The sequence below is a fragment of the Neorhizobium galegae genome, from assembly GCF_017877135.1.
Classification (GTDB): Bacteria; Pseudomonadota; Alphaproteobacteria; order Rhizobiales; family Rhizobiaceae; genus Neorhizobium; species Neorhizobium galegae_A.
Genome location: NZ_JAGIPH010000001.1, coordinates 204,088 through 225,474 on the forward strand (window position 1 = coordinate 204,088; position 21,387 = coordinate 225,474).

General features: G+C 62.3%; 20 protein-coding genes. 11 read left to right on the forward strand and 9 right to left on the reverse strand.

The genetic code is table 11. The annotated features are described in order from the left end of the window. Positions 1 to 105: 105 nt before the first annotated feature. The 3 genes from J2858_RS01070 to J2858_RS01080 form a co-directional block, all read right to left on the reverse strand. Positions 106 to 1,437: a L,D-transpeptidase family protein gene (locus J2858_RS01070; RefSeq protein ID WP_210104073.1), complete on the reverse strand. Its 1,332-nt coding sequence runs from the start codon at positions 1,435 to 1,437 to the stop codon at positions 106 to 108. A 378-nt stretch (positions 1,438 to 1,815) separates the two neighbouring features. Then, positions 1,816 to 2,328, reverse strand: coding sequence for a transcriptional regulator LdtR (gene ldtR / locus J2858_RS01075; RefSeq protein WP_210104074.1), 513 nt, complete (start codon positions 2,326 to 2,328; stop codon positions 1,816 to 1,818). 232 nt (positions 2,329 to 2,560) lie between these two features. After that, positions 2,561 to 3,001, reverse strand: coding sequence for a DUF6163 family protein (locus tag J2858_RS01080; RefSeq protein ID WP_210102907.1), 441 nt, complete (start codon positions 2,999 to 3,001; stop codon positions 2,561 to 2,563). A gap of 146 nt (positions 3,002 to 3,147) precedes the next feature. Here J2858_RS01080 and hemB point away from each other — a divergent pair, with 146 nt between their 5' ends. The 5 genes from hemB to J2858_RS01105 all read left to right on the forward strand — a co-directional run bounded on the left by hemB (position 3,148) and on the right by J2858_RS01105 (position 6,379). Continuing rightward, positions 3,148 to 4,161, forward strand: a complete 1,014-nt coding sequence (gene hemB / locus J2858_RS01085; protein ID WP_210102908.1) for a porphobilinogen synthase — start codon at positions 3,148 to 3,150, stop codon at positions 4,159 to 4,161. A gap of 122 nt (positions 4,162 to 4,283) precedes the next feature. Continuing rightward, positions 4,284 to 4,742 carry an RDD family protein gene (locus J2858_RS01090; protein ID WP_210102909.1) on the forward strand — a complete coding sequence of 153 codons (459 nt, stop codon included), beginning with the start codon at positions 4,284 to 4,286 and terminating at the stop codon, positions 4,740 to 4,742. A gap of 191 nt (positions 4,743 to 4,933) precedes the next feature. After that, positions 4,934 to 5,716, forward strand: coding sequence for an arginyltransferase (locus J2858_RS01095; protein ID WP_210102910.1), 783 nt, complete (start codon positions 4,934 to 4,936; stop codon positions 5,714 to 5,716). Between the two features lie 52 nt (positions 5,717 to 5,768). Beyond that, complete coding sequence (locus tag J2858_RS01100) at positions 5,769 to 5,990, forward strand: AbrB/MazE/SpoVT family DNA-binding domain-containing protein (protein WP_210102911.1); 222 nt, start codon at positions 5,769 to 5,771, stop codon at positions 5,988 to 5,990. Next, on the forward strand, positions 5,987 to 6,379 hold the full coding sequence (locus J2858_RS01105) for a type II toxin-antitoxin system death-on-curing family toxin (RefSeq protein ID WP_210102912.1): 393 nt from the start codon (positions 5,987 to 5,989) through the stop codon (positions 6,377 to 6,379). The genes J2858_RS01100 and J2858_RS01105 overlap by 4 nt, the downstream gene beginning before the upstream one ends. A gap of 21 nt (positions 6,380 to 6,400) precedes the next feature. Here the strand turns inward: J2858_RS01105 and parC are convergent, their stop codons facing one another. Then, positions 6,401 to 8,662 (reverse strand): DNA topoisomerase IV subunit A, encoded by a 2,262-nt coding sequence (parC, locus tag J2858_RS01110; protein ID WP_210102913.1) that lies wholly within the window; start codon positions 8,660 to 8,662, stop codon positions 6,401 to 6,403. 189 nt (positions 8,663 to 8,851) lie between these two features. Between parC and J2858_RS01115 the strand changes: the two genes are divergently transcribed. Next, positions 8,852 to 10,039: a hypothetical protein gene (locus J2858_RS01115; RefSeq protein ID WP_210102914.1), complete on the forward strand. Its 1,188-nt coding sequence runs from the start codon at positions 8,852 to 8,854 to the stop codon at positions 10,037 to 10,039. Positions 10,040 to 10,128: 89 nt separating this feature from the next. Here the strand turns inward: J2858_RS01115 and J2858_RS01120 are convergent, their stop codons facing one another. The 5 genes from J2858_RS01120 to J2858_RS01140 form a co-directional block, all read right to left on the reverse strand. Then, the gene (locus J2858_RS01120) at positions 10,129 to 12,216 is read right to left on the reverse strand and encodes a putative bifunctional diguanylate cyclase/phosphodiesterase (RefSeq protein WP_210102915.1); all 2,088 of its coding nucleotides are present in this window, start codon (positions 12,214 to 12,216) and stop codon (positions 10,129 to 10,131) included. Beyond that, the gene (locus tag J2858_RS01125) at positions 12,213 to 12,863 is read right to left on the reverse strand and encodes a glutathione S-transferase family protein (protein WP_210102916.1); all 651 of its coding nucleotides are present in this window, start codon (positions 12,861 to 12,863) and stop codon (positions 12,213 to 12,215) included. Before J2858_RS01125 ends, J2858_RS01120 begins: the two co-directional genes overlap by 4 nt. A gap of 336 nt (positions 12,864 to 13,199) precedes the next feature. Next, positions 13,200 to 13,529, reverse strand: coding sequence for a DUF1236 domain-containing protein (locus J2858_RS01130; protein ID WP_210102917.1), 330 nt, complete (start codon positions 13,527 to 13,529; stop codon positions 13,200 to 13,202). Positions 13,530 to 13,617: 88 nt separating this feature from the next. Further along, entirely contained in the window at positions 13,618 to 15,408 is a 1,791-nt protein-coding gene (aspS, locus tag J2858_RS01135; RefSeq protein WP_210102918.1) for an aspartate--tRNA ligase, read from the reverse strand. Between the two features lie 141 nt (positions 15,409 to 15,549). Next, a complete protein-coding gene (locus J2858_RS01140; RefSeq protein ID WP_210102919.1) occupies positions 15,550 to 16,173 on the reverse strand; it encodes a TetR/AcrR family transcriptional regulator in 624 nt (207 codons plus the stop codon). Positions 16,174 to 16,274: 101 nt separating this feature from the next. Between J2858_RS01140 and J2858_RS01145 the strand changes: the two genes are divergently transcribed. From J2858_RS01145 to J2858_RS01165, 5 genes are all read left to right on the forward strand, one after another. Further along, a complete protein-coding gene (locus tag J2858_RS01145; protein WP_210102920.1) occupies positions 16,275 to 16,706 on the forward strand; it encodes an abscisic acid-deficient protein Aba4 family protein in 432 nt (143 codons plus the stop codon). A gap of 4 nt (positions 16,707 to 16,710) precedes the next feature. After that, positions 16,711 to 17,541, forward strand: a complete 831-nt coding sequence (locus J2858_RS01150; RefSeq protein ID WP_210102921.1) for a hypothetical protein — start codon at positions 16,711 to 16,713, stop codon at positions 17,539 to 17,541. Between the two features lie 142 nt (positions 17,542 to 17,683). After that, positions 17,684 to 18,940 carry an MFS transporter gene (locus tag J2858_RS01155; protein WP_210102922.1) on the forward strand — a complete coding sequence of 419 codons (1,257 nt, stop codon included), beginning with the start codon at positions 17,684 to 17,686 and terminating at the stop codon, positions 18,938 to 18,940. Positions 18,941 to 19,032: 92 nt separating this feature from the next. Next, entirely contained in the window at positions 19,033 to 20,442 is a 1,410-nt protein-coding gene (locus J2858_RS01160; protein ID WP_210102923.1) for a multicopper oxidase family protein, read from the forward strand. Between the two features lie 33 nt (positions 20,443 to 20,475). Continuing rightward, positions 20,476 to 21,387, forward strand: a complete 912-nt coding sequence (locus J2858_RS01165) for an MBL fold metallo-hydrolase (RefSeq protein WP_210102924.1) — start codon at positions 20,476 to 20,478, stop codon at positions 21,385 to 21,387.

The window sequence follows — 21,387 nt, forward strand, 5'->3', positions numbered from 1 at the left end:
GGCCCGGCCGTTTTCCCCATGGGCAGTCGAGCCGCAACCACAAACGGCGGCCCCTTTCTTCAAGGAGCCGCCGTCCGGGGCGTGCCTGAGGCAACAGGCCGCGTGTTATTGCGGCAGCATGTCGTCGTCGAGCGAGCCAGCCGGCTGCTCGATGCCGGTCTTGGTCTGCAGCGCAAGCTCGGTTGCACCGTCGCGCTGGTAGATGTCGTCGCGGAACTGCACGACGCCATCCTTGGCCGACCAGGCGGTGATGTAGACGAAATACACCGGCACTTCCTGCGCAAGCTTGATCGGGTTGTTCTGACGAAGCGCAATGACGCGCTCGATTTCCTGGCGCGTCCAGGGGGCCGTGTCGCGCAGCAGCCAGGTGACGAGGTCGCGCACGTTCTGCACGCGCACGCAGCCCGAGGATTCAAACCGCATCAGCTTGTTGAACAGGCCCTGCTGGGGCGTGTCGTGCATGTATTCGTTGTTCGGGTTGTGGAAGTTGATCTTGGTGGACGCCATGGCGTTGTTCTTGCCCGGATCCTGACGGAACATCAGGTTCGGAGCCTTCGGCGCATTCCAGTCCACCGCTTCCGGCGGCACTTCCGTGCCCTTGCCGTCGAACAGGCGAATGTTGTTGCGCGTCAGATAGGTCGGATCCTTGCGCATCAGCGGCACGATGTCCTTCTCGATGATCGAGCGGGGCGCCGTCCAGTAGGGGTTGAGGATGACCTCGTAGATCTTGGAATTGATGATATGTGTCGGGCGGTCGATACGACCGACCACGGCGGTGTTGCGCAGAACGACACGCTCATTTTCCACCGCCTCGATAGAAGCCGCGGGAATGTTGACCATCACATGACGCAGACCCAGATCACCCGACATCGACTGCAGGCGCACGAGATTCGTCTGCAACTGGCCAAGGCGGGTTTCGGCCGGGATATTGAGCGCCTTCAGCGTGTATTCGCCAAGAACGCCATCCACCGGCAGGCCGTGGCGGGCCTGGAAGCGCTTGACTGCGCTATCGACATAGCTGTCGAAAGACGAAGACATGCCCGCTGAGCGCGGCAGGTCACCCACAACCATCAGGCGCTGGCGAAGCTGCTGCACGACGGGATCGGCCGTGCCGATGCGCATGCCGGCCTGGCCCGGCGTGACCTGCGGCCAGCCGCCATTGGCGACAATGTTCTGGTATTCGACAATCGCCTGCTGGATATAGGCAGGCGAGCCTTGGCCGAGCACCGGATTGTTGGACATGACGTTGACGGCCGAACGGGAGGATGCATTGGCGTCGAACTGGTCATCCCAGGTGCCGCGTTGCGGTGCGGAGATGATATCCTGCAGGGCGCTTTGGGCCAGCGCTGGCGCCGCCAGCGACACCGCGCCAAGCGAGGCTGCCGAGCGCAGGATCGCGCGACGGGAGAAAAATTCGGATTCGCTCTTTTTCGACATCATTCGATCCACGTTATCCGTCTTCACTTCAGGGAAAGTGACTACAGGGATATGGTTAACAAAGCGTCGCGAACATTCTTGTCCGCGTGCCCCCGGCGGCCCCGGCCAGGGCTTCACAAGCCCCTGGGCAGCCGGATTTCCCACCACATTTAAACTTCGCGGTCCCATAGCAATATGGCCAATTCTTGTCAGCAGCCATGCACTCACGGCAGCGTGTGCAACCGTGACTTTTTCGCTTCAGTTGCAGACGTGCACAGGAGGACCGGAAACGGAAAAACCGGACGCGCGGGCGCATCCGGTTTGTGCGGCGACTGGAGGCTGCCGAAAAGCTGGCCTGGCGGTCCGGTGGATCGAAGGCGCCCGCCAAAAGGGGATCGCTCAGAGGCGGTACATGATCTGGTCGTTCCAGAAACGGTCGAGGCGCTGCAACAGCTTGTTCATCTGGGCAAACTCGCCCTCGCCGATGCCGCCGACCTTTTCGATGGAGCCGATATGGCGCTCGTAGAGCTTGGCAACCACTTCGGCAATGTCCTGACCGGCCTTGGTGAGGCTGATGCGGACCGAGCGGCGGTCGATGCGCGAGCGCTGGTGGTTGATGAAGCCGAGATCGACCAGTTTCTTGACGTTATACGAAACGTTAGAACCGAGGTAGTATCCACGGGAGCGCAGTTCGCCGGCGGTCAGCTCGGAATTTCCGATGTTGAACAGCAGGAGGGCCTGCACGGCGTTGACATCGTCGCGACCCTGACGGTCGAACTCGTCCTTGATGACGTCGAGTAGACGGCGGTGAAGGCGCTCGACCAGATGCAGCGACTCCATGTAGAGACCGCGAATGGTTTCGTCCTGGGCATCGGCCACGGGTGCAGCCTGCGGCTTGATCTTGGTGTTCAACATGTCTGCCTCACTGTTTGTTTGGCGGTGTGTTTGTTGTCTCCCGCCTTGTGAGTGACACTACCGGCAGCCCATAAAATTCGACTTAAAACATAGGACTAACGGTCACTTAACAGAATAAAACCGCCAGATGGCCAGCTGTCGACCGTGCTTGCTGATCCTCGTCGATATTAGTAATATCAATGGCTTATCCTGAAATTCCGCGCGGAATATCCGCTAAAAAGCGTGACAATCAGGGTAAATCAACCCTTACCCTTTCCTCCATCTTGCGGCGTTCATCGAGAAAAATCGCCAGACGGAAGACGAGATAGAGCGCCGCCACCAGCCCATGCAGCAGCGGCACCAGGATGTTGTGGCCGAAGATATCGGGCCAGACCTGGTACATGAGCAGCTGGCAGCCGGCAGCAATCACCCAGAGCACCGGCCCCCAGGAGACGGCAAGCCAGAGACCGAGAGCCGCCACGGGAAAAACCACCGCCAGCACCGAGGCCGCCGCCCGCCAGGGCAGGTTCAGGAGATCAAACCGCGCCCGCCCCTCGAAGGAATAGCCGACCAGCATCGCCCAGTATTGCAGGCCGAACCATAGGCACACGGCTGCAATCAGCCGCAGGAAGATCACGAACAGGATTTCGGTGAGGCTAAGTTTCGGCTGGGCGGGTGAATCAGGTTCCATGCGGCAAAGGATAACCCGGTTTGATGCACCCCGCCAGACATGCCGTCCGCCGAGGCCCGGCCTGCGGCAGGCTGTCCCTTCGCAAATCTTTCCCCGTCGTGTTAAGCCACGGACAAAATCGAACTGCACGAAAGCGAGCCCCCGCCATGACCGACAAGACCCATCTCGTGGACGAAATCACCGGCCACCGCCGCATGCGCCGCAACCGCAAGGCAGACTGGACGCGGCGCATGACGCAGGAGAACCGGCTTTCGGTCGATGACCTGATCTGGCCGATCTTCATCGTACCGGGCGAAAACATCGTGGATCCGATCCGCGCCATGCCGGGCGTCAACCGGATGAGCGTCGACAAGGCGGTCGAAGCGATCCGGGAAGCGGCCGATCTCGGCATTCCCGCCATTGCCCCCTTCCCTGACGTCGAGATGGACAAGCGCGACGAGACCGGATCGGAAATTCTTCAGCGCGACAACCTGATCAACCAGTTTACCCGCGCGGTCAAAAAAGCCGTGCCCAATATCGGCCTCATCACGGACGTCGCACTCGACCCGTTTACCAGCCATGGCCATGACGGCATCTTACGCGACGGCATCATCGTCAACGACGAGACGGTGGACCAGGTGGCGCGTGCGGCCGTGATGCAGGCGGATGCCGGCGCCGACATTATTGCGCCGTCAGAAATGATGGACGGGCGCATCGGCGCGATCCGTCGCGCGCTCGATGCGGCCGGCCACCAGGATGTCGGCATCATGTCTTATGCGACGAAATTCTCGTCCGGTTTCTATGGCCCCTATCGCGAGGCGATCAACACCGGTGGCCTGTTGAAGGGCGACAAGAACAGCTATTACATCAGCCCCGCCAATGGCACGGAAGCGCTGCGCGATGCGGCACTCGATGTGGAAGAAGGCGCCGACATGCTGATGGTGAAGCCCGGCATCGCCTATCTCGACATCTGCTGGCGCATGAAGGAAGCCTTTGGCCTGCCGACCTTCGCCTATCAGGTGTCGGGCGAATATACCCAGATCAAGGCGGCCGCGATGAACGGCTGGATCGACGGCGAGCGGATCATGATGGAAACGCTCCTCTGCTTCAAGCGCGCCGGCTGCGACGGCATTCTCAGCTATTTCGCCGTGGAAGCGGCCCGCAAGTTGAAGGGCGCCTGAGCGCCGGAGGCAGACTTTTGACAGCGGGCCTGCCCAAAAAGCGGGCCTGCAGCCGCAGGGCCATTGTGCACGGGGCGGCTATTTCCCATATTGTGGTCGGGAACACACAAGGAGACCCGACAATGTCGTTCGACAATACGCCTGTGGTTGCAGCACCGGAAGACTGGCGCGCCTATAGCGGTGTGCTGTCGCGCCGGGTGTTTGCCTTCATCATCGACTACATGATGGTGCTGCTTCTGTGCATTCCCGCCGCCGTCGTCGTGTTCTTCCTCGGCATCATCACGCTGGGGCTTGGCTTTTTCCTCTATCCGGTCCTCTTCGTCATCGTGGCCCTGCTCTATTTCGGACTGTCGCTCGGCAGCAGTGCCCAGGCAAGTCCCGGAATGCGCATGATGGGGATCGCCATCGTGCGCCTCGACGGCCGTCGCATGGATTTCCTGACGGCCGTGGTGCACATGGTGCTGTTCTGGATCCTGAACTCGGTGCTGACGCCGCTCATCCTGCTGGCCGGCCTGTTCATCGACCGTTCGCGCCTCGTGCATGACCTCCTGCTCGGCACCGTTGTGGTGCGTACAACCTGACATCTGCACGATAGCGCAGAGAGCCCGGTTGACGTTTTGCGAAGTTGCGCCATGCTATCCTTGGGAGCGGCAAAGCAAATCAGTCACGATTGCGCATGGCCACGGCCCGAATTCTTGTCGGGGCCTCTTTCTTGCAGCGGCTCCACGTCTTGCAGCGGCCCACTTCTTGCAGCGAAGGTGATATTGCGCGGATGAACACCCAGGCGACGCCATCTCCGCAGTTCTATCTGACGGCTCCGGCAGCATGCCCTTACCTGGCCGGCGAAATGGAGCGGAAGGTTTTCACCCACCTCGTCGGCCATCGCGCCGCCGAAATGAACGACCTTCTGACGCAAGGCGGTTTTCGTCGCTCGCAGAACATCGCTTACCGCCCGGCCTGCGAGGGCTGCCGCGCCTGCGTGTCCGTGCGCATCCTGGCAGGCGAATTCGAGCCCGGCCGCACCATGCGCAAGCTGATCGCCAGCAATCGTGACATCGTCGGCACGATGCTGCCGCCCCAGCCCACTACAGAGCAGTTTTCGCTGTTTCGCCGCTATCTCGACGACCGCCACCAGCGTGGCGGCATGTCGGACATGTCCGCACTCGATTATGCGATCATGGTGGAGGATACCCACGTCAACACGCGGCTGATCGAATATCGTATCCGCGCGCCCGGCGACGGCATCGGCGACAAGCCGAAGGGCGAACTGGTCGGCGTGGCGCTGACGGACATGATGAGCGACGGCCTGTCCATGGTCTATTCCTTCTTCAACACCAGGCTCGAGAAGCGCTCTCTCGGCACCTACATGATCCTAGACCATATCAGCCGCACGAAGACGCTCGGCCTGCCGCACGTCTATCTCGGCTACTGGGTCAAGGGGTCGTCGAAGATGAACTACAAGACCCGCTACCAGCCGCAGGAGCACCTGACGCCGCGAGGCTGGGAACGCTATCGGCAGGAAGAAGACGCGATGGAAAACGCGTTCCTGCGCTGATTGCAGGCGGGATGCTCATATGTTATAATCACGTTATAACATGGAGGTTCCGATGAACATCGTCGTGCGCAAGATCGGCAATTCCGAAGGCATCATCATCCCGAAGGAGGTTCTGGACCGCGTTGGCGTGCGCGCCGGCGACAGCCTGGAACTGCGCGAAGAGGATGGACGGATCACACTTCATCCCCTTGAAGACGATTTCCAGCGCCAGCTTGCCCATGCCGAAAGCTTCATGGACAAGTACAAGGTCGCTCTGAAGAAGCTTGCCGAATGAGCGATTTCATTTTCCTGTCGATGCCGCTCGTCATCCGGCTGCAGGAGCGCCAGATCGAACGGTTTGGCGGCGCGAGCGGCCTGCGGGATGCAGGCGCGCTGGAATCGGCTCTGGCAAGACCCGTCAACCGTCAGGCCTATGGCTGTGATGATATTGCCGAGCTTGCGGCTGCCTATCTCTACGGGCTGGCAAAGAACCATGCCTTCGTGGATGGAAACAAGCGGATTGCCATCGTGACGGCGGCCGTCTTTCTTATGGAAAACGGCTTCATGATCGAAACGACGGATGCTGCCCTCTATTCCTTCGTCCTTGCCGTTGCCGCCGGCGAGATCGACGAGGACGGTGCCACGCGCTTCCTGCGCGATCACATCGTTCCGCTCGGCGCCTGACGGGGCCGAGCGGCGACAGTATCAGCCGCTGAATTTTCCGCTGCGGGGAAAGCCCTTCGGTACGGCGCGGCCGGCGGTGGCGCGGTCGCCGAGCCATTCCAGGAGTTCGTCCTTGTTGCGGGTAAACACCCGGCCTGCCGTATCTTCCCAGGTCAGCCCCTCAGACAGCGCAAAACATTTCACATCGGAAATGCCGCCATCCTTGTAGCGTTGCAGGCGCACGCCCTTGCCGCGTGTCATTTCCGGCAGCTGCGCGAGCGGGAAGACCAGAAGCTTACGGTTTTCGCCAACGACCGCGACATGGTCGCCCGAGACGGGCACGACCAGCTTTGCCTCGTCGGGCATGGCGACATTCATCACCTGTTTGCCCTTGCGGGTATTGGCGACCAGTTCCGTTTCGCCCACCACAAAACCGTTGCCGGCGGTCGACGAAAGGATGAGCTTGCGCGACGGATCATGCACGAAGGCGGTGAGCACGTCCTGGTCGTTTTCCATGTCGACCATGATGCGGATCGGCTCGCCATGGCCGCGCCCGCCGGGCAGCTTGTCGGCGCCGAGCGTATAGGCCTTGCCGCCGGTGGTGAGCAGAAGAAGCTTGTCGGTGGTCTGCGCCGGGAAAGCCAGCCGCAGCGCGTCGCCCTCCTTGAAGGTAAGCGAGGCGGTATCGGCGATATGGCCCTTCAGCGCGCGGATCCAGCCCTTCTGCGAAATGACGACGGTGACCGGCTCCTTCTCGATCATCGACTGCTGGATGGCGTCGAGATCGGCTTCCGGTGCGTCGGCAAATTGCGTCAGGCGCGCAAACGGCTTGCCGCGCCCCTTGGCGAATTTCTTGCGAACGTCCTGGATCTCGTGCTCGACCACCCTCCACTGCTTGTCGTCGGAGGAAAGCAGCGATTCGATGTCGGCCTTTTCTGCCGTCAGTTCATCGAATTCCTTGCGGATCTCGAACTCTTCCAGCTTGCGCAGATTGCGCAGGCGCATGTTGAGGATGGACTCGGCCTGCACGTCGGTGAGCTGCCACTTGGCAATCATCACCTGCTTGGGCTCATCCTCCTCGCGGATGATGCGGATCACCTCATCCAGGTTGAGATAGGCAATCAGCAGGCCGCCAAGAATTTCCAGACGCCGGTCGATGGCGGCCAGACGGAAGCGCGAACGGCGGATCAGCACCTCCTTGCGATGCGCCAGCCATTCCAGCAGCACCTCGTTCAGCGCCATGACTTTTGGCACACGGCCCATGGAGAGCACGTTCATGTTGAGCGGGATGCGGTTTTCGAGCTCGGTGAGCCGGAACAGCGATTCCATCAACAGCGTCGCGTCCACCGTGCGGCTCTTCGGCACCAGCACGACGCGGATGTCTTCCGCCGATTCGTCGCGCACGTCTTCGAGAAGCGGCAGCTTGCGGGCAATCAGCAGTTCGGCGATCTTTTCGATGAGCCGCGACTTCTGCACCTGGTAGGGAATTTCGGTGATGACGATCTGGTAGCCACCGCGCCCGAGATCTTCCATCTCCCACTTGGCACGCACGCGAAAACCGCCGCGGCCGGTGCGATAGGCCTCGATGATCGCTTCGCGGCTGTCGATGATGATGCCGCCGGTCGGCAGATCGGGGCCGGGTATGAAATCCACGAGCTTTTCAATCGTCGCATCCGGATGGCGGATGAGATGAAGCGCCGCATCGCACAGCTCATGGGCGTTGTGCGGCGGGATGGAGGTTGCCATGCCGACAGCAATGCCGGAGGCGCCGTTGGCGAGAAGGTTCGGAAACGCGCCCGGCAGAACCGTCGGCTCCTCGTCTTCCTCGTTATAGGTGGCGCGAAAATCCACCGCATCCTGGTCGACGCCTTCCAGCAGAAGGGCCGCGACCTCGGTCATGCGCGCTTCGGTGTAACGATAGGCGGCGGCGCTGTCGCCATCGATATTACCGAAATTGCCCTGCCCGTCGACGATCGGATAACGCTGCGAAAAATCCTGCGCGAGACGCACCAGCGCGTCATAGACCGACTGGTCGCCATGCGGGTGGAATTTACCAATGACGTCACCGACGATACGGGCGCACTTCTTGAACGCCGAGTTGGGGCGGATGCCCATCTCGCTCATGGCGTGGATGATGCGCCGATGCACCGGCTTCAGGCCGTCGCGCACATCCGGCAGCGCACGGTGCATGATAGTCGACAGCGCATAGGCGAGATAACGCTCCTCGAGCGCCGCCTTCAGGTCAACCGGCAGGATATTGTCGCCGCCATCGTCACCGGGCGGAGGTGTCAGATTTTTTCCCATGGCTCTTGACTACCGGAAAGCCCGATTCCCGGCAAGAAATCCGGGCAAAGCGCCTGTGGATGACCGGCCCGGATTGACCGCTTCGCGGCATTTTTTGTCTTTGAAAAGCCGTGGACGTTAACCACCCTAAGCATATAAGAGTTTTGACGAAGAACCGCCGCCTAAAAGGCGGTCCCCAAGGAGGACCAGATGACGTTTACCCGTTCGACCCGCCTGCTGCTTGCCAGCGCCGCCCTGGCCATTGCAGCAACGCCGGCCCTTGCCCTGGATGGCAACGACCTTCTGCGCAAGCTGTCGGCAGCGGCCAATCTGCAGCCGGGCAATCTGGATGTGAAGGGTATCGACGTCACCGGTTCCACTGTCACTCTGAAGGGGCTCTCCGTCGGCGAAGCGGACCCGGCCAAGCGCGTGACCGTCGGTGACGTGACCCTTCAGGGCGTGGTGGAAGAGGACGACGGCAGCTACTCGATCGAGAAGGCGGTCTTCCCCAACGTCAACTTTTCCGAGGACAATACGGCGATCACGGCGTCGGACATGTATCTCTCGGGGCTGGTCGTTCCGGCAGAACCGGGCACCTCGCCTGATGCGATGCTGTTCTACGAGGAAGCCCATGCCGGCCCGATGAACATCACCGTCGAGGGCCGCCAGGTCGCCGCCATCAAGGAGATCCAGGCCACGATGGAGCGCACGGAAGACAATTCCGGCATCAGCTTCGACGCCACGGTCGATGGCTTTGCAGCCGATCTGTCCACCGTCGATGATGCAAAGTCGCGCGAGGCGATCGATAGCCTCGGCCTCCAGACCATAAAGGGCACCATGACCATGAAGGGCAGCTGGGAAGCGGAGCCCGGCACGGTGGATGTGGAAGAATATGCGATCGATCTGGACAAGGTCGGACGGCTCAACATTGCATTGAGCCTCTCCGGCTATACGCCCACCTTCATCAAGTCGATGCAGGAGATGACGCGCGCCATGGAGGACAATCCCAACAAGGAGGCCGCCCAGCAGGCGCAGATGCTGGCTCTCTTCGGCCTTCTCCAGCAGCTGACTTTCAACAGCGCCGAGTTGAGCTTCACCGATGCCGGCATCACCAAGCGTGGCCTCTCCTATGCCGGCAAGCAGCAGGGCGTGAGCGGCGACCAGATGGCCCTGATGCTGAAGGGCATGGTGCCGCTGGTGGTGGCGCAGTGGAACATTCCCTCCCTGCAGAACAGCCTGTCTTCGGCGCTGAACAGCTTCCTCGACAAGCCGAAGAATTTCACCGTGACGGCTCAGCCTGCAGCACCGGTGCCGCTGCCGATGATCCTTGGAGCGGCACAGGCTGCTCCCAACACGCTGCCGGACGTTCTGGGCGTGACCGTTTCGGCAAACCGCTGAGATCCTGTTTCAGCGCCGCGGCACCCTGCGGCGCTGAACAACGGGCAAGCAGCCAGAGGCGCGACTTGCGCCTTTGACAGGAGGCGGGCTCAGTCGACGGTTTCGGGCATGGGCCGCCGGTAGGCCGCCAAGCGGTCGCGCTCCAGCATGATTTCCAGTTCCGCCACCGGCACCGGCCGGCTGTAGAGATAGCCCTGCAGTTCATGACAGCCATTGGCGCGCGCCCAGTCGGCAGCGCACTGGTTTTCGATGCCTTCCGCCACGATCGTCACCTGCATGAACTTGCACATGGCAATGACCAGCCGGACGATTTCCTCATTGCGCGGCAGGCCGCTGATCAGGCTGCGATCGATCTTGATGCAATCCACAGCCATGTCGTTGAGGCGGGCAAGATTGGAATAACCGGTGCCGAAATCGTCGATGGCGATGCGGATGCCGAGCGCGCGCACCTGATCGAGATTGTCGTGCACGGTCGGATTGCTTTCCAGAAGCAGGGTTTCCGTCAGCTCCAGCTCCAGCATGGTGGGATCGGCGTCGTAAAAGGCGAGCAGGCGCTGCACCATGCCGGCGAAATCGGCTTCGCAGAGCTGACGGACCGACACATTGACGGACACCGAGATGGAAAAGCCCGCCTTCGCCCAGAGGCTCTGCTGGCGGATGGCCTGTTCCATCATGCAGGCGCCGACCTGTGCGATGAGTCCTGCCTTTTCGGCCAGCGGAATGAACACATCCGGGGCCACGATCCCCTGTTCCGGATGCACCCAGCGCGCCAGCGCCTCGGCCGACACGATGCGGCCATCGCCGGGCGCGACACGCGGCTGGTAGTAGGCGACGATCTGTCCGCGGCGCAGGCCTTCGCGAAGATCTGCCAGCAAGGCGACCTCGTCTTCCCGGCGGTTGCGCATGCCGTCGTCATAGGTGCAGGCCTGGTTGCGCCCGGCAGCCTTGGCCTCGTACATGGCAAGGTCCGCCCTTCGCATGAGGATCTGCACATCCGCACCATGGTCGGGATAGCGCGCGATGCCAACGCTCGGCGTCACCATCAGCTTGCGCCGTTCCGCCTGCACCGGAAGCGCCAGACGCTCCAGAATACGCCCGGCAAGCGCTTCGATGCGGCCTTCCTCAGTTCTCTCCTCGGTGGCCAGGAACAGGAACTCGTCGCCGCCGAGCCGGATGACGGCATCATCCTTGCCGCGAAGTTCGAAGAGCCGGCGGGAGACCTCCATCAGCACGGCATCCCCCTGCAGGTGGCCGAGGGTGTCGTTGATGGCCTTGAACTGGTCGAGATCGATGAACAGGACACCGATGCGCGCGCCGGACCGTTCCGCCTGGCGCGACAAACGCTCGAACAGGGCCGGCATGGCCAGACGATTGGGCAGCCCGGTCAGCGGATCGTGGTTGGCGCGCATATGCGCAAGCGCCTCCGCTTCCTTCAACTCGCTGACATCCGTCTCGCTGACAAGAACCGACGGGCGCCCGGAGGCCGGATCGTGGCAGGACCGGGCGGTCAGCTCATGCCAGCGAATGCCCTTCGACGTATAGACCTCGGCGATCAGGCTGATTTCGCCGGCATCGCGGATGGCTGCCAGCAAGCGCCGCAGATCATCGGCGTGCACGAAGCGCGAGGCGAGATCGTCGCTGCCTTCGAAACTCGCCCGGGCGGCGGGATTGCAATAGAGCGTGCGCCCATCCAGATCGTGCAGGGAGATCATCAGCTGCGTGTGCAAAAGCGCATCGGCACTGCGGATCGCCTCGGGCAGCTGGCCGGTCTCGTCGAGGCCCTCGCACAGCATTGCCATGCGTCCGTCGCTGAGGCGAATGCCGCTGAACCGCACCCGAAGCGGACGCGGCACACCGCGCGGATAGAGCGTCCACATCTCGGAAAAGCTTGCGTCGCGCTCGATGAAATCGGTCTGATACTGCGCCAGACGCCGGGCAACAGCCGGCGACATGCCGGGCTTCATCTGGCGGGCGCGCAATTCATCCAGCGTGTCGGCCGCCCAGATATTGAGCGCCGAGGCATTCGCCCAGACCACCTGGCCTGCGTCGATATCAAAGACCCAGACGGCGGTATCGAGCCGGTCCAGCATGAAGCGGCTGACATCGTGCGCGTCGCACCGCTGCATGACGCAGGCCGGCAGCGGCGGATGCGCTGTCCCGGTCCCGGGCGGTGTCATGCGACGCGCTCGCGCTCAAGAAATGGTCGTGCCCGGGCGCAAAGCTTTGCCAGCGGCACGAAGCCGGGCGTCTGACTGACCCGGTCGATCCAGGCCTGCACGCTCGGGAAGATGCGCATGTCGATGCCTGCCTCGTCGGCCACATGGACATAGCCGAAGAGGGCGACATCGGTGATGCCATAGCGATCGCCGACAAGAAAATCATGTTGGCGCAGATGCGCATCCAGAACGGCGAGGCCGGCCTTGGCCTTGTCCCGCCAGGCGCTGATCTCCGCCTCGCGACCGACGCCGAGATGCGGTGCGATATGGCCGAGAAAACGGGCGGGCGAAATGAATGGCTCGAGCTTGGATTGTTCAAAGAACATCCACTGCAGGCTTTTCGCCCGCAAGAGGGCCGTCTCAGGCACGAGGTGGGAGCCATCGGCAAGCAGCCACAGCATGGCATTGGATTCCCCGACGCCGACCCCATCCTGCGTCATCAGATAGGGAACGGCACCGGCCGGATTGACGCCGAGAAACGCGTCGCCACGCGTTTCACCGCGCAGCACGTCCACCTCAAGAACATCGAAGTCAATTCCAAGCTGACACATGATCAGGAACGGCTTCATGCAATTGCCGGAACCCTTCGTTGCGTACAGCGTATACATAAACCACCTCCGGAATTTCTTAGTCCCGGAATATACACGTTGCGCCTTGAACATTCATTGTGAAATCTTGTCGATCACAAGTGAGGTCCACCAGCTTTTATTAAGCATCGCGCACGAAAACACAGACAATCAGCGGTTTTATTTTCCAATAACGTCGCGCCCTGTACAGGGTTGCGATAGCGATTGGCTGGGCGATCTGGGAGTGGTTCATGCCACGGCCCGGATGGCGCGTCATTGGAACGGGTGCAGCCGAACCGGCCTTCACCTGTCCGGACATGAAAAAGGGGCGGCCTGCGCCACCCCTTTGCTCATCCTTGCCGTATCGGCCAGAAAAAATCAGTCGAGAACCTGGATCACTTGCCGGGTCTGCGGATCGACCACGACGCGGCGCTGGTTGACGACGGTATAGGCGTAATCGCCATAGCCATCCACGACATGCACTTCGACATCCTGCGGCAGAACGCGGCCAACCATGATGTCACCCTCGTACGGAATGGACTGCACGTCCTGCTCCATCACATAGGTGCGCACTTCGCGCGGCATTTCGCGCACGACGACGGTGCCCGCCGACGGAGCCGGCTGCTGCGTGACGATGACAGTCTGCTGCGCAAAGGCGGCAGTGGAGATGAAAATGGCCGCAGATGCGGCCATGAGGGTCTTCAGCATGATGCTCTCCTCGGGGGCGTGATTGCTGCGCAGACAATGCCCGGCCCCGAAGAAGGTTCCCGCCCGTAAAACCGGGCGGGAAGAGAGATCAATCCTTTTTCTGCGGCGGCAGAACCCGAAGCGACAGCTCCATCAGCTGCTTCGGCTGGGCCGGTGCCGGCGCGTTCATCAAGAGATCCTGCGCCTGCTGGTTCATCGGGAAGAGCGTGATTTCGCGCAGGTTCTTCGCACCGACGAGCAGCATGACGACGCGATCGATGCCGAAAGCGCAGCCGCCATGCGGAGGCGCGCCATACTGGAAGGCCCGGTACATGCCGCCAAAGCGCTCTTCCACATCCGCCTTCGACAGGCCGACCATTTCGAACGCCTTGACCATCAACTCCGGCGACTGGTTACGGATCGAGCCCGAGGCAATCTCGAAGCCGTTGCAGACGGCATCGTACTGGAAGGCCTTGATCGTTAGCGGATCCTGCGTTTCCAGCGCTTCCAAGCCGCCCTGCGGCATGGAGAAGGGGTTGTGGGCGAAATCGAGCTTCTTGTCCTCGTCGCTCCATTCGAAGAACGGGAAGTCGACGATCCAGCACAGTTCGAACCGGTCGCGGTCGACGAGGTTCAGCTCCTCACCGGCGCGCGTGCGGGCTTCGCCGGCAAACTTATAGAACTTGGACGGTTCGCCCGCGACGAAGAAGCAGGCATCGCCCGCGTCAAGGCCGAGCTGGGTGCGCACCGCCTCGGTGCGTTCCTCGCCGATGTTCTTGGCAAGCGGGCCGGAGCCGGCAATCTTGCCGTCTTCTTCCTTCCAGAAGATGTAGCCGAGACCGGGCTGGCCCTGCCCCTGCGCCCAGGCATTCATGCGGTCACAGAAGGCGCGGGAGCCGCCGGTCTTTGCCGGAATGGCCCAGATCTCGACCTTCGGGTTCGACGCGATCATGCCGGCAAACACTTTGAAGCCGGAGCCGGCAAAATGTTCGGTGACGTTTTCCATGACGATCGGGTTGCGCAGGTCCGGCTTGTCGGAGCCATACTTGCGGATCGCCTCGTCATAGGGAATGCGCGGCCAGTCCTTGGTGACCGGCTTGCCTTCGGCAAACTTTTCAAACACGCCGGTGATGACGGGGGCCATCGTATTCCAGACGTCTTCCTGCTCGACAAAGCTCATTTCAACGTCGAGCTGGTAGAATTCGCCCGGCAGGCGGTCGGCACGCGGGTCTTCATCGCGGAAGCACGGCGCGATCTGGAAATAGCGGTCGAAGCCGGCGACCATCAGCAGCTGCTTGTACTGCTGCGGCGCCTGCGGCAGCGCAAAGAACTGGCCGGGATGGATACGGCTCGGCACGAGGAAGTCGCGCGCGCCTTCCGGCGACGAGGCGGTGAGGATCGGCGTCGTATATTCGGCAAAACCGGCCCCGTTCATGCGGTTGCGCATGTCGGAGACGATCTGCGTGCGCTTGACGATGTTCTTGTGCAGCGTATCGCGGCGCAGATCGAGGAAGCGGTATTTCAGGCGCACGTCTTCCGGATAGTCGGGCTCGCCGAAGACCGGCAGCGGCAGTTCCTTGGCGGCGGACAGGATCTCGATTTCCTGGGCGTAAAGTTCGATTTCGCCGGTCGCCATCTGCTTATTGACGGTTTCATCAGAGCGGGCCTTGACGACGCCGTCGATGCGGATGACCCATTCGCCGCGCACCGTCTCGGCCACCTTGAAGGCCGGGCTGTCCGGGTCGGCCACGACCTGCGTCATGCCGTAATGGTCGCGCAGATCGATGAAGAGCACGCCGCCATGGTCACGGACGCGATGAACCCAGCCGGACAGGCGAACGGTCGCGCCGACATCGGACTTTTTCAGGGCGGCACAGGTGTGGCTGCGGTAACGGTGCATGTGGAGTTCCTGGAATCACGTGTGCCGGCACGAGAAACGGGTCCTAACCGGCAAGGGGAAAATCGGGCGGAAAAGCGCATGGCCGGCCGCCTTTGTCAAGCACAAGTGCCCAAAGCGCGCCAGATCTGCGCATCCTGCGGTTTATGTCTTTGCGTCCGCCGGCTCGCCCGGCAGCAGAAAATTCACCAGATCGGGCAAAGGCACGCTGTTTGGCGCGTGGCAGGCGCTGTCGATCTCGATTTTCCCATCGATGACGAGATGGGCGTATCCATGCGCCTGCGACCAGACGAGATGCTCGATCGACACGCGCCCCTCCGGCGTCTCGATCCCGAGGCGATCTGCGACCGGACGACAGATCGCGGCCAGCACCTGGCGCGCCGCCTCCCCGGCCGCACCCAATGCCGGATCTTCCCAGTCCAGCCGGTTGCGGTTGAACATCAGCCGGAAGAGATGCGGCTTTTCTGTTGCAAAGGCCAGATACCCGCGGAGCGCTGCGCGCAGCTGATCGGCGGGGTGCAGCGGGGCCGCCTGCATGTGCGACAGCATCCCCTCGCGAAAACTGCCAAAACCTTCCGCCGCCAGCGCATTCAAGAGATGCCTGAGGCTCGGGAAATGATGTTCCGGCGCCGCATGCGATACGCCGATGCTTGCTGCGATCTTGCGCAGCGAAAGATCTTCCAGACCGAGTTCCTCCAAGAGGGAGAGCCCCGTGTCCACCAACGCCTTGCGCAGGTCGCCGTGATGATATGCCGTGCGTCTTGCCATGCCCCTTCATAACGGCCCCCGCCGCAGCCTGTCAAAAGTAATCTTGACAATGCCTGGATTTGCGCCATGTTCAATCTTGTCGCCGCCAAGATGAGGGTTTCATGCCGTTCGATACGCTCTTTTCCGCAGCCAGCACGGCGGCCATGGCCGGCTGGATCGCCCTCATCATCCTGCCGCGCTGGCCGCTGCTGATCGCCGGCCTGCGCCATGCGCTGATCGGTCTTTTGTCGGCCATCTATGCGAGCCTGATCTTCGTCTATTTCTTCCGCGTCGAGGGCGGCGGCTTCGGTTCCATCGGCGAGGTCCGTGCGCTGTTTGCAAGCGACCTGGTGCTGGTGGCCGGCTGGATCCACTATCTCGCCTTCGATCTCTTCATCGGCAGCTGGATTGCCGTCGAGGCCGACAGGCGTGGCTTTAACCGGGTGCTGCAGGCGCCGGTTCTGGCCGCGACATTTCTGTTCGGGCCGCTCGGCCTGCTTTTGTTTTACGTGACTGCTGCCGTGCAATCGGCGCTGCCAACGGGGAAGGCCTGATCCGATGACACTGTTTTTGAATGATGCGCCGGTGCTGCCGGGCATGAAAACCCGCTCCGCAAGCCGCATCCTGATCGTGGCGATCGGCCTCTCGGCCGCACTCGCCGTGCCAGGCCTTGCCGCCTTTCTGCTGGATGAGCGCCTGTTGAACGGCATCAGCGTCTGGTCAAAGCCGCTGAAATTCCAGGCGTCGATGCCGCTGATGCTGGCAACCTTGCTGCTGCTGTTGCCGCTGATCGAGCGCGCCAGCAGGACCGGCTGGGGCGTCTGGCTGGCGTGCCTGACCGCCGCCCTGACCGCAACCGGCGAGGTTGCCTACATCACCCTTCAGGCAGCCCGCGGCCGTGCCTCACACTTCAATTCCGAGACGCCGCTTGAGGCAATGGCCTATGGCATCATGGGGATTGGCGGCGTCTTGCTGGTGTTGTCGGGCCTCGTCATCGGTCTCTATCTGCTCATACGGCCAGCGCCATCTGCGCCGCGGGGCCTGCGGCTCGGCGGCGCCTGGGGCCTGATCATCGGCAGCCTGCTGACGCTGGTGACGGCGCTTGCGCTGGGCAGCGGCGAGATCGCCGGTCCCGGCCACTGGGTGGGCGGCGTCAGAAGCGATGCGGGCGGGCTGTTTCTGTTCGGCTGGTCCCGCAGCGGCGGAGATTTGCGCGTGCCCCATTTCTTTGCGACCCACATCATGCAGGCGCTGCCGCTCATCGGGCTGATGCTTGATCGTTTCGCCAGTCGCTGGGTCGCGCCCGCTCTCGTCGCAAGCTCTCTCCTTGCCATCGCCGTCGTCGGGTTCACCTTTGCCCAGGCGGTCGGCGGGCGGGCGTTCTTCTGACCAGCGCCATCGACCGATTGAATTTCCTGATCGAACTATTCACGCTTCGGTCTGTCGCGACCAGCGTTTGATCGGTAAGACAGCGGTAGCGCTTCGGGGACGAACCCCGAGTCGTGCCGTTCCTGCAGGAAAATCGATCCCGATGTCGACCATCCGCCCGCTCGTTCCCCTTCTCGTCACCGCGGGCATCCTGATCGGCGGCAATGGCCTGCAGGGCACCTTCATTGCGCTGCGCGGCACGGCGGAAGGGTTTTCCCCCTCCACCATCGGCCTGATCGGTGCCGGCTACAGCATCGGTTTTGCCATCGGCTGCCTCTATGTCACCCGCATCCTGCGTGCCATCGGCCACATCCGCACCTTTGCCGCCATGGCAGCGATTGCCGCCTGCTGTTCCATCCTGATGCCGCTTCTCACCTCGCCGCTGTTCTGGGCGCTGATGCGCTTCATCATCGGCATTTCGGTGGCGAGCCTGTTTGCCGTGGTGGAAAGCTGGATCAATGCCAAGGTGACCAATAGCAACCGCGCCCGCACGCTCTCGGTCTATCGCCTAGTGGACTTGAGCTCGGTGACGCTCGCGCAATATCTGATCCCAACCGTCGGCATCGAGGGACCGGTGATCTTCTCTCTGGTGGCTATGACCATGGCGCTGTCGCTGGTGCCGATTTCGGTGCTCGACCGCTCAAGCCCTGCCCCGCCGGAAGCGATCAGCACCGATATCCGCGCCGTCTGGCGCATTTCGCCGTTGTCGGTTGTCGGTGTCATCGCGGTTGGCCTCAGCATGGCGGCCTTTCGCAATATCGGGCCGATCTACGCGCAGGAGATCGGCATGAGCGTGACGGCGATTGCCACCTTCATGAGTGCCGGCATCATCGGCGGCGTCGTGCTGCAATATCCGCTGGGGATCTATTCCGACCGGCTGGACCGGCGAAAGGTCATCATCTGGGCGACCATCGGCGCGATCCTCACCGGCGGCTATCTCTCCTTCTTCGCCGGCACCGACGAGACCGCCAATATCATCGGCATCTTCGTCTACGGCGCTTTTGCCATGCCGCTCTATTCCCTGTGTTCGGCGCATGGCAATGATTTTGCGAAGCCCGGCGAACATGCGCTGGTTTCGGCGGGCCTTCTGTTCTTCTGGTCGATCGGCGCCACCATCGGGCCGCTGCTCGCCTCGCTTCTCCTGCAGTTCATTGGCCCTTCGGTGTTCTTCATCTACACCTCCTTCATCTTTATGGGTTTTCTGTTCTTCACCGTGGTGCGCATGCGCAGCCGCCCGGCCGTGCCGCCGCAGGAGCGGCCGGGCCGCTTTCGTGCGCTGTTGCGCACCTCGGCCTATTTCAACCGGCTGGCCGGCGGCGCCGCGGACGAGCGCAAGGATAACCGCAGCGACCGGCGGTAGTCGCCTGCGGCAATATCGCGGTTTGCACTCCATTGATGATTGCCGCACTCAGCTTTAAGAGGGGGAACACAAACAGTTCCAGAGCAAGTCCCATGGTCTCCCTGTCGCGCCGAACCCTCCTGAAGTCTGCCGCCGGCCTTGGCGGTGCCTATGGACTGGGGCTTGGCGCGGCCTCCCTCTTTGGCGGCCCGGCATCGGCGGAAAATGCGGTGCATCTGGAAGCGCGCCTTACCGATGCCCTGCTCGACGGCCAGCACCTGACACGCGGCGTCATGAGCTACGGCATGGCCGGATCGCCCGACACCGCCATGCCGCCAACGCTTCGCCTGCGCCGTGGCGCACCGTTCAACGCCCGGATCACCAACCGGCTGGACGAGCCGACCACCATCCACTGGCATGGACTGCGCATCGACAACCGCATGGATGGTGTGCCCTTCCTCACCCAGCCTTACGTCTATACCGGCGATACGTTCGACTACAGCTTCACGCCGCCCGATGCTGGCACCTTCTGGTATCACCCCCATTGCAATACGCTGACCCAGATGGGCCGCGGCATGACGGGCCTGCTGATCGTCGAGGACCCGAAGGACCCGGTTTTCGATGCGGAAATCGCGCTCAACCTGCGCGACTGGCGGCTCGGCGGCGACGGCCAGTTCATCGAGCAGTTCAAGCCGCGCGATGCCGCCCGCAACGGCACATTCGGCACCGTGCGCGGCGCCAACTGGCAGCTGGAGCCGGCCTTTGACGCGCCAAGCGGCGGGCTGGTGCGGGTGCGGATCGCCGATACGGACGTCACGCGCCTCTACCAGCTGACGCTGTCGGGAGCGCAGGCGCTGATCGTCGCACTCGACGGACAGCCGCTGCCAACGCCTCTGGCGCTTGAGACGAGCGTCATCGGTCCCGGCCAGCGGCTCGATCTCGTTCTGCGGATGCCGGAGAGCGAAGGCGAGGTCGTGACGCTCACCGACACACGGCCATCGACCGCGAAAACCGTCGCGACCTTTCGCAGCGTCGGTGCGAATCGCAAACGCAGCCTGGGCGATGTGCCGCCGCTTGCCGAAAATCCGTTCGAAAAGCCGGATCTCGCATCGGCTGAGGAAATTCCGCTCGTCCTCAGCGCCACCGCCGAAAATGCCGCGCGCGATTCGATCTGCGGCACGCTCGGCTATTCCTTCTGGGCGATCAACAAGGTGCCGTGGCCGGGCGATGTGCCCGATCCATCGGCGCCGCTTGCCGAGATGAAGCGCGGCAAGTCGTATGTGTTCAACCTCATCAACAACACGCCGCACCTGCATCCCATTCACCTGCACGGCATGAATTTCCAGGTGGTTTCATCCTCTGCGCGACCGGTGAGCCCGCTGATTTCCGATACCTATCTGGTGGCGCCGGACGAAAAGGTGCAGCTTGCGCTGGTGGCAGACAACCCGGGCGACTGGGTTCTGCACTGCCACATTATCGAGCACCAGAAGACCGGCATGACAAGCTATGTCCGCGTCGTCTGAGGCCTCCTGCCCTCTCCGCCCGTGGATGCTGCCATGACCGACCTTTGCGCCACCCTTCGCATCCTGGAGCCCTATCCGGGCCTTTACGCCTATTATGACGGCCGCATCGCGGGAAAGCGCCTGCATTCGCCGGAGCGGAACTGGCTGGACGACGGCGCCTACGCGCTCGGTATCGCCAGCTACGCGCTCGTCTCGGGCGATCAGGCGCTGGTCTACGACACGCATATGTCGCTCAGCCACGCTCGCGCCATCCGCACCCATCTTGAAGCGCAGGGCGTATCCGACATCACGGTGATCCTCAGCCATTGGCACACCGACCACATTGCCGGAAACGCCGTCTTTGCCGATTGCCAGATCATCGCCAACCGGCTGACGCTCGACACCATGACGTTGAATGCAAAGGCGCTTGCCGAGCGGGACCCGCCGATCCATCCGCTCATCCTGCCGAACCGGATCTTTGAGGACAGGCTGGAGCTTGCGCTTGGCGATCGGCCGGTGCATCTCCTGCAGTTTGACATTCACAGCGCCGATGGCACGGTGCTGTGGCTTCCCGCTGAGCAGCTGCTGCTGGCCGGCGATACGCTGGAAGACACCATCACCTATATTTCCGAACCTCTCGGCGTTGACCGCCACATTGCCGAGATCGGCAGGCTCGCGGCGCTGCCGATCCAGCGCATCCTGCCCAATCACGGCAGCGAGCAGCGCATTGCCGCAGGCGGATATGGGCCGGACCTCATCGACGCCAACCGCGTCTATCTGGAGCGGCTCACCGCCCGGATTGCCGATCCCGCACTGGATGAAACGCCTCTCTCCGATTTCGTCGCGGCGGAAATCGCGTCCGGCTCGATCGACTATTTCGCGCCCTACGAGACCGTTCACCGCGACAATATCGAGGCACTGCGCACCGGCCGCTCCGATGAAGACCCGCCGGCTCCTGCGCAATAA

Coding starts and splice junctions, on each gene's coding strand:
- J2858_RS01070 (WP_210104073.1), bottom strand. CDS start 1,437: ATGTCGAAAAAGAGCGAATCCGAATTTTTCTCCCGTCGCGCGATCCTG.
- J2858_RS01080 (WP_210102907.1), bottom strand. CDS start 3,001: ATGGAACCTGATTCACCCGCCCAGCCGAAACTTAGCCTCACCGAAATC.
- hemB (WP_210102908.1), top strand. CDS start 3,148: ATGACCGACAAGACCCATCTCGTGGACGAAATCACCGGCCACCGCCGC.
- J2858_RS01090 (WP_210102909.1), top strand. CDS start 4,284: ATGTCGTTCGACAATACGCCTGTGGTTGCAGCACCGGAAGACTGGCGC.
- J2858_RS01095 (WP_210102910.1), top strand. CDS start 4,934: ATGAACACCCAGGCGACGCCATCTCCGCAGTTCTATCTGACGGCTCCG.
- J2858_RS01100 (WP_210102911.1), top strand. CDS start 5,769: ATGAACATCGTCGTGCGCAAGATCGGCAATTCCGAAGGCATCATCATC.
- J2858_RS01105 (WP_210102912.1), top strand. CDS start 5,987: ATGAGCGATTTCATTTTCCTGTCGATGCCGCTCGTCATCCGGCTGCAG.
- parC (WP_210102913.1), bottom strand. CDS start 8,662: ATGGGAAAAAATCTGACACCTCCGCCCGGTGACGATGGCGGCGACAAT.
- J2858_RS01115 (WP_210102914.1), top strand. CDS start 8,852: ATGACGTTTACCCGTTCGACCCGCCTGCTGCTTGCCAGCGCCGCCCTG.
- J2858_RS01120 (WP_210102915.1), bottom strand. CDS start 12,216: ATGACACCGCCCGGGACCGGGACAGCGCATCCGCCGCTGCCGGCCTGC.
- J2858_RS01125 (WP_210102916.1), bottom strand. CDS start 12,863: ATGTATACGCTGTACGCAACGAAGGGTTCCGGCAATTGCATGAAGCCG.
- J2858_RS01130 (WP_210102917.1), bottom strand. CDS start 13,529: ATGCTGAAGACCCTCATGGCCGCATCTGCGGCCATTTTCATCTCCACT.
- aspS (WP_210102918.1), bottom strand. CDS start 15,408: ATGCACCGTTACCGCAGCCACACCTGTGCCGCCCTGAAAAAGTCCGAT.
- J2858_RS01140 (WP_210102919.1), bottom strand. CDS start 16,173: ATGGCAAGACGCACGGCATATCATCACGGCGACCTGCGCAAGGCGTTG.
- J2858_RS01145 (WP_210102920.1), top strand. CDS start 16,275: ATGCCGTTCGATACGCTCTTTTCCGCAGCCAGCACGGCGGCCATGGCC.
- J2858_RS01150 (WP_210102921.1), top strand. CDS start 16,711: ATGACACTGTTTTTGAATGATGCGCCGGTGCTGCCGGGCATGAAAACC.
- J2858_RS01155 (WP_210102922.1), top strand. CDS start 17,684: ATGTCGACCATCCGCCCGCTCGTTCCCCTTCTCGTCACCGCGGGCATC.
- J2858_RS01160 (WP_210102923.1), top strand. CDS start 19,033: ATGGTCTCCCTGTCGCGCCGAACCCTCCTGAAGTCTGCCGCCGGCCTT.
- J2858_RS01165 (WP_210102924.1), top strand. CDS start 20,476: ATGACCGACCTTTGCGCCACCCTTCGCATCCTGGAGCCCTATCCGGGC.